Here is a 6301-nt window from a genome sequence, read left to right as displayed (position 1 = left end):
ACAACATGAAACGATGGCTCCGGGAAGGCAAGTGCAGTTTTCTGCCGGAAGAGCGGGAGTGGCTGGCCCATGTTCAGAGCCGCGGACTGACCGACGTCTTCCGACACCTTCACCCGGACGAAGCCAGGACCTTCAGCTGGTTTGACTATCGCAGCAAGGGTTTCGAGCGCGATCCAAGGCGGGGACTGCGGATCGACCTGATAATGGCCTCCGATCAGCTATCCCGACGCGCCAGATCCGCCGGAGTCAGCTATGATATACGTGCCATGGAGCGGCCGTCGGACCATTGTCCGGTCTGGGCCAGCTTTGATCTTTAATTGTCAGGCCCGGCGGTCGACATGAAGAAAGTCAAAACCCGAGATCGTATCCTCAACACCAGCCTTTCGCTGTTCAACAGTGTTGGCGAGCCCAATGTTACGACCCTGCTGATTTCCGATGAACTCGATATCAGCCCGGGCAATCTCTACTACCACTTCAAGAGCAAAGGCGACATAGTCGGCAAGCTGTTCGACAGCTACGAGCATGAAATGCTTGACCTGCTTGCCGTGCCGGAAGATGCGGACATCTCCCTGGACCAGCACAGTTTCTTCCTGCACCTGATGTTTGAAACTGTCGCCCGCTATCGTTTTCTGTATCAGGATCTGGTCAATGTGCTGTCAAGGTATGACCAGCTTCAGACCCGCTTTCGCCGGATCCTGAAGAAAAAGAGCGATGGTTTTCACACGCTTTGTACGAGTTTCAGACGCCAGAAGATGATGAACATCAGTGATGTCGAGCTGAATGCCCTGTGCCAGCAGCTAACCCTGACAGCCTGTTACTGGAGCAGTTTTGACAGCCTTTCTCACCTGAATGATCGAGATTCAGTCGATCCGGGTCGGGGGGTGTATCAGATGATGTACCTGATGCTGCCCTACTTTGGGGATGACGAGCGGGATGAGATAGCCCTGATGAGCCAGGACTACCTGAACTGATTATTCTTCTTCGGAACGCTCTTCCTCTTTATCTTTAATACTCTGTAGCTCTGCTTCAAGGGCCTGAATGCGTCGCTCCATCGCTTCAATGTCCTCGCGGCGATGAATGCCCAGCCTGCGCAGAGCCCCGGACACCCTTTCATCAAACATGGTTTCCAGCCGGTCCCAGGTGCCGGTCGCTCGCTGACGGACATCGCCAACGCGATCCTCTACCGACTTGATCTGTTTTTCGACAACTCCGCGGGTTTTGGTTTCCAGTTGTTCACCTTCCTGGACCAGACGCTCAAAAAAACGGCCGGCGTCGTCCTCGGCCTTGGTGTAGGCTCCCAGGCCTGCCAGCCAGATCTGTCGCGCAGAGCCTTTGATTTTTCCGGCTAGCTGCTCGTCGGTCTCCGGCTTGTGATCGTTATCTTCAGACATGCAAAACCCTCAGAAAGCATTGGCTCGTTAGCTGTCATTGTATTACACCCGGGCTTTGATTTCAGTGCAATAACCACAATCTTGCTACACCGGAACGGTCACCGCGCAAAAGCAGTTGCGATGCGTGGACTGATCCGTGCCTGAGTAGGCGGACAGATCTGGTATAAGCACCGCGTGAATATGGAAAAATGTGATCAGCCAAATGCTCCTGTGGCATCATGGCTTCAACCTTCAAGACTTGTGGAGCACCTATGGACATCAGACCCATTGACGAACGTATTTCCGTGGCACCGCAGATTACCCCGGCAGACGTTGCCGAGCTGGCACGAAAGGGCTTCAGGACCCTGGTGGCTAACCGCCCGGACAACGAGGAACCAGGACAGCCATCCATGGCAGCCATCGAAGCGGCCGCCAGAGAACACGGCCTGAAGTGGGTCTATCAGCCGGTGGATTCCGCCAATATCCTCGACTCCGATGTCGACCGTTTCGACGAAATGATCCGCGAGGCAGATGCCCCCGTACTTGCTTTCTGCCGGAGCGGAACCCGCTGTACCGTTCTCTGGGCCCTGAGTTCCGCCCGCCGCGATGCCGTCCCTAAGATTGTCGACAAGGCGAGACACGCGGGCTACGACCTTAGCGTTCTTGCGCCGAGGATGGCCCAGCAGGCCGGCAAATAAGCCAACGCACCCCCGGACTTTCACTCTTATCAGGATCCACAACCATGCAGTTCACGGGTACCGCAGACTTCAGCCACGATCATCCGGAAAAAATCGGCGTACTGGTCACCAATCTGGGCACGCCTGACGCTCCGACACCCTCAGCATTGCGCCGCTATCTTGCCGAGTTTCTGTGGGACCCGAGAGTTGTAGAGGTGCCCAGGCCCCTGTGGTGGCTGATTCTGCACGGGATTATTCTGCGCATCCGACCGAAGCGGTCCGCCAGGGCTTACGCCGGGGTCTGGCAGCCCGGGGGGTCGCCGTTGCTTACCCACACTGCAAAGCAGGCCGAGGGCATTCGTAGCGAGCTTCAGGCCCGGTATGGCAACAACGTTCTGGTCGCTTTTGCCATGCGTTACGGCAACCCGGGTGTCGGTCGTGTTCTCAGCGAATTGCAGGCCCAGGGCGTACGAAAACTGTTAGTGCTTCCGCTCTACCCGCAATACTCCGCGTCGACCTCCGCATCGACCTTCGACGCCATCGCTCAAGATTTCACCCGTCGTCGTTGGCTCCCGGACCTGCGTTTTATCTCCCACTACCCGGATTATCCGCCCTACATTCAAGCCATGGCGGACCATATCAAAGCACACTGGAAGCAGCACGGCCGCAACCAGAAGCTGGTGCTGTCCTACCACGGCGTTCCTCTGAAATACCTGATGAAGGGCGACCCCTACCACTGCGAATGCCACAAGACTTCCCGGCTGCTTGCGGAAAAGCTGGGGCTTGAAAAAGATGAATTCATGACCACCTTCCAGTCCCGTTTCGGGCGGGAAGAATGGCTTCAGCCCTACACCGACGAAACCCTGAAGGCTCTGGCCGGTAAAGGCGTGAAGTCGATCGACGTCTTCTGTCCGGGCTTTTCATCGGACTGCCTGGAAACCATTGAAGAAATTGACGAAGAGAACCGGGAATACTTCATGGAAGGCGGGGGTGAGGGTTTCAGCTATATCCCGGCGCTCAATGCGACCCAGGGCCATATCGATGCCCTGACCCGATTGATTGAAGATAATCTTCAGGGTTGGGAGATACCGTCCAACGACCCGGACGAACTCGCCGCACGGGTTGAGCGGGCAGAAGCGCAGAAAAACGCGGTATACCCGGGGCGGGATCTGTAATGAAACTTCAGGAACGGATTATAAATCAGGAATAAGATCATACTGGCCGGCCGCCATATCCGTTGCCCATGATGCTGCGTGTGCACTGCATGCAGTTGTTCTACGACCTCAGCGACCCGGTCATGGAAAATGCCCTGCACGAGATAGAGTCCATGCGGCACTTCGGCATGAGAATGCGCATTGGCGTCGATGACACGCTCGGGCTGGTCGACAGCATCGATACGACAGCCCCAACGTTCACGATACTGTGTCCGCTGTATACCTTCTCCATGGTGACGAGCAACGAATGTCTGGTGATTCCGGTTATCCTGGGATTCACACAAGCGGGATGAGCATAAAGATCGCAACAACTTCTCCTGGTTCATTGCCAAGCGCACCTGCACTCGAAAGCATCTGGACGAACATAAGCTTCGTAGATGATAAAGATGCTGGCCTGGGCGAGAACATAGGAGAAAGGACTATCATGAACTGGTTAAATCACGATCATAAGAAATTCGAATCGGCGGTATATAAGTGCCGTACCGCTTGCGATGCAGAGGAATGGTCTGTGGTAGAGGGGCTGTTTCCTGATTTAAGGTCCAGTTACAGAGAGCACGTTCGAATAGAAGAGGAAGTACTGTTCCCTGCTTACGAAACGCATCCGGGCGTATCTAGCGGACCCACCGATTCACTTACGGCCGACCACGTGCAAATATTCAATTTGATGAATCGTATAGCTGACCGCCTCAATAAGAAGTCACTGGATAGTCTTGCCGAAGATTTTTCTCTGCTGTATCGGATTTTGATAAAGCATCACGAAAAGGAGGAAGAAATCTTCCTGCCGATGGCCAGCCAAGCCTTGTACTCGGACAAGGATGCCATTTTGGAAAGCATTAAAAATCAATTAGAAACAAAGGATTAATGCAACCCCTTGGAGTCCGGACGTTAAAGCATCGATATGGCTTAAACACACTTGGTTAAGGAACCTATCTTCGACCAGGTAAGACCAGCAATATCAGGTGCCCATTCCACAAGAAGCAGGCCGGGTAAAGGAGGTAAAATGCACCCCATTTGCAGATTCTTTCTATACCAGAATATAAACAGAATTTTGTGTAAGGAAAATTGCAGACAAGCCAGGAAAGGAAAGGGCGTCGGACGGAACTGAAACAGTTCAGAAATGGCGGTGGGCCAGGGATTCGAACCCCGGGACGGCTACTAACCGTCGGCGGTTTTCAAGACCGCTGCATTAAGCCACTCTGCCAGCCCACCTTTTCTCTTCAGCCGTCATCGCGACAGCGCCGTATGATACCGGAATAGCCTGCTCTGTCAACGCCCTGCAATGATCAGTGGTATCCTTTACCGCAGACTGACTCATAAACCGAACTTCATCGTATTCAGGGGAATCTTTCGGAACCTTTGTGGTCTGAAATGATTGAAAGTTAGGATTTCGCCATTACTATGGAAAGGAGTCCAGGATGCGGCGGGCCTTGGCCCCTTGCGCCATATTAGCTGTTTTAAAATGGCTGTTAAAAACCGGAGATGAATCAGAATGGAAAACAGAGGATATAACGTCCAGAAAACTCAGGGCATAACCATCAATCGTGGCTCTGGCACCGCCGCGATCAGCCCCGAGGCATCAAAAGTTCTGCGCAATACCTACTCGCTGCTTGCCATGACGCTGCTGTTCAGTGCAGTGATGGCAGGGGTGTCAATGGCGATTGGCCTGGGTCAGGGAGCAGGTCTGATCTGTATGCTGGCTGCGATCGCTCTGGTCTGGTTTGTTCTTCCAAGAACTGCCAACAGTTCCGCCGGCATCGGGGTTGTGTTTGCGTTTACAGGTCTTCTGGGCCTTTCGCTGGGCCCGACTCTGACCTATTACCTGGCACTGTCTAACGGCGGTCAGGTTGTCATGCAGGCCCTGGGTGGCACTGCAATCGTATTCTTTGCCCTGTCGGGCTATGTACTGACCACCAAGAAAGACTTCAGCTTCATGCGCGGCATGCTGGTTGCAGGCCTTGTGGTTGTAATCATAGCCGCTGTAGGTGCCCTGGTTGCCGGCATGTTCGGTGTTAATGTCACTACCTTCCAGCTGGCAATCAGTGCGGCCATTGTGTTCCTGATGTCCGGTTTCATCCTGTATGACACCAGCCGGATTGTGAACGGTGGCGAGACCAACTACATCATGGCGACAGTCGGCCTGTTCCTGAACATCTATAACCTGTTCCTGAGTCTGCTGCACCTTATCGGCGCCTTCTCCAGCGAATGAATACCAGCTTGACCGAGCAGACAGAAACCCCGGCAGATGCCGGGGTTTTTACGTTGGTGATTACCGGCGCGCCCTATTCCTCCCAGGCACCGCAAACAGCATTAGACTTTGCCAGAGCAACGCTGGCCGCCAATAAACGAATTGACCGGGTGTTCCTTTATGGTGACGGCGTCCATCTTGCCTCCCGCCTCACTACGCCCCCATCCGATGAAGTGAACCTTTCGGAAGCCTGGGCAGGCTTTCTGGCCGAACACCGCATTCCCGGGGTTGCCTGTATTGCATCCGCCCTCAGGCGAGGTCTTGTCAACGAACCGGAAATGCAGCGTTACCAGCTACCCGCGTACAACCTGCGCGCGCCCTTTGAAATAGCAGGCCTGGGCGAATGGGTCGACAGCGTTGCCGCCGACTCCCGGGTTCTGTATTTCCACAGGGGCAACTGACATGAGCACGCTGATCATCATAGACCAGTCGCCCTATGGCTCCTGGGAAGGCCGGGAAGCGCTGGATATGGCCTTCTCCCTTGCTGCGTTTGATCAGCCTGTGTCGCTGGTTTTCTGCGGCGCCGGGGTGAACTGGCTGCGTGCGGGGCAGGACGCGGCCAGCGTTGAGCAAAAATCGGTAGAGCGGAACCTCGCTGCGGCACCGATTTTTGGCGTGGACGCCCTGCTTGCAGATAGAATCGCCTGTGATCAGTATGGTCTCGCCGAAACAGACCTGCCTGATCATGTCGCCGTCACCGACTTTGATCCGGACCTGCTCGGTCGCTTTGATCACATTGCGTTTGCTGGCTAGTGTCCCGTCTGGCTACTTCGTTAACCTACTGAGCCACTGACA

The 6301-nt window shown here is 54.7% G+C and carries 8 protein-coding genes, 1 tRNA gene and 2 pseudogenes; 9 read left to right on the top strand and 2 right to left on the bottom strand.

Annotated elements, in window-relative coordinates:
- Together VJ956_RS14775 and VJ956_RS14770 are read left to right on the top strand one after the other, a co-directional pair.
- Window positions 1-317 (top strand): annotated as a pseudogene (locus tag VJ956_RS14775) (exodeoxyribonuclease III); the annotation flags it as partial.
- A 21-nt stretch (window positions 318-338) separates the two neighbouring features.
- Window positions 339-971 (top strand): TetR/AcrR family transcriptional regulator, encoded by a 633-nt coding sequence (locus VJ956_RS14770; RefSeq protein WP_324085806.1) that lies wholly within the window; start codon window positions 339-341, stop codon window positions 969-971.
- Here VJ956_RS14770 and VJ956_RS14765 read toward each other — a convergent pair whose 3' ends face one another.
- Complete coding sequence (locus tag VJ956_RS14765; protein ID WP_324085805.1) at window positions 972-1391, bottom strand: phasin family protein; 420 nt, start codon at window positions 1389-1391, stop codon at window positions 972-974. It lies immediately after the preceding gene.
- Between the two features lie 251 nt (window positions 1392-1642).
- Between VJ956_RS14765 and VJ956_RS14760 the strand changes: the two genes are divergently transcribed.
- The 4 genes and pseudogenes from VJ956_RS14760 (at window position 1643) to VJ956_RS14745 (ending at window position 4123) form a co-directional block, all read left to right on the top strand.
- The gene (locus VJ956_RS14760) at window positions 1643-2068 is read left to right on the top strand and encodes a TIGR01244 family sulfur transferase (protein WP_324085804.1); all 426 of its coding nucleotides are present in this window, start codon (window positions 1643-1645) and stop codon (window positions 2066-2068) included.
- A 44-nt stretch (window positions 2069-2112) separates the two neighbouring features.
- A complete protein-coding gene (hemH, locus tag VJ956_RS14755) occupies window positions 2113-3222 on the top strand; it encodes a ferrochelatase (RefSeq protein WP_324085803.1) in 1110 nt (369 codons plus the stop codon).
- Between the two features lie 44 nt (window positions 3223-3266).
- Window positions 3267-3386, top strand: a pseudogene (locus VJ956_RS14750) (transposase); the annotation flags it as partial.
- Between the two features lie 122 nt (window positions 3387-3508).
- Window positions 3509-4123 carry a hemerythrin domain-containing protein gene (locus VJ956_RS14745; protein WP_324085802.1) on the top strand — a complete coding sequence of 205 codons (615 nt, stop codon included), beginning with the start codon at window positions 3509-3511 and terminating at the stop codon, window positions 4121-4123.
- 256 nt (window positions 4124-4379) lie between these two features.
- Here VJ956_RS14745 and VJ956_RS14740 read toward each other — a convergent pair.
- Window positions 4380-4470: transfer RNA gene (locus VJ956_RS14740), tRNA-Ser, on the bottom strand.
- Between the two features lie 280 nt (window positions 4471-4750).
- Here VJ956_RS14740 and VJ956_RS14735 point away from each other — a divergent pair.
- The 3 genes from VJ956_RS14735 to VJ956_RS14725 are packed head-to-tail and all read left to right on the top strand — an operon-like array spanning window position 4751 to window position 6259.
- Window positions 4751-5467 carry a Bax inhibitor-1/YccA family protein gene (locus VJ956_RS14735; RefSeq protein ID WP_324085801.1) on the top strand — a complete coding sequence of 239 codons (717 nt, stop codon included), beginning with the start codon at window positions 4751-4753 and terminating at the stop codon, window positions 5465-5467.
- 8 nt (window positions 5468-5475) lie between these two features.
- Entirely contained in the window at window positions 5476-5907 is a 432-nt protein-coding gene (gene tusD, locus VJ956_RS14730) for a sulfurtransferase complex subunit TusD (RefSeq protein ID WP_324085800.1), read from the top strand.
- A 1-nt stretch (window position 5908) separates the two neighbouring features.
- Window positions 5909-6259: a DsrE family protein gene (locus tag VJ956_RS14725; RefSeq protein ID WP_324085799.1), complete on the top strand. Its 351-nt coding sequence runs from the start codon at window positions 5909-5911 to the stop codon at window positions 6257-6259.
- Window positions 6260-6301 lie beyond the last annotated feature (42 nt).

The sequence above is a fragment of the Marinobacter sp. genome, from assembly GCF_035268745.1.
Taxonomy (GTDB): Bacteria; Pseudomonadota; Gammaproteobacteria; order Pseudomonadales; family Oleiphilaceae; genus Marinobacter.
The sequence above is the reverse complement of the archived record's forward strand: the minus strand, read 5'-3'. Positions and strand labels throughout refer to the sequence as shown.

Excerpts from the sequence above, each read along its gene's own strand:
- VJ956_RS14745 (WP_324085802.1), top strand. The coding sequence starts at position 3,509 with ATGTCTGGTGATTCCGGTTATCCTGGGATTCACACAAGCGGGATGAGC.
- VJ956_RS14760 (WP_324085804.1), top strand. The coding sequence starts at position 1,643 with ATGGACATCAGACCCATTGACGAACGTATTTCCGTGGCACCGCAGATT.
- VJ956_RS14725 (WP_324085799.1), top strand. The coding sequence starts at position 5,909 with ATGAGCACGCTGATCATCATAGACCAGTCGCCCTATGGCTCCTGGGAA.
- VJ956_RS14735 (WP_324085801.1), top strand. The coding sequence starts at position 4,751 with ATGGAAAACAGAGGATATAACGTCCAGAAAACTCAGGGCATAACCATC.
- VJ956_RS14770 (WP_324085806.1), top strand. The coding sequence starts at position 339 with ATGAAGAAAGTCAAAACCCGAGATCGTATCCTCAACACCAGCCTTTCG.
- VJ956_RS14765 (WP_324085805.1), bottom strand. The coding sequence starts at position 1,391 with ATGTCTGAAGATAACGATCACAAGCCGGAGACCGACGAGCAGCTAGCC.
- hemH (WP_324085803.1), top strand. The coding sequence starts at position 2,113 with ATGCAGTTCACGGGTACCGCAGACTTCAGCCACGATCATCCGGAAAAA.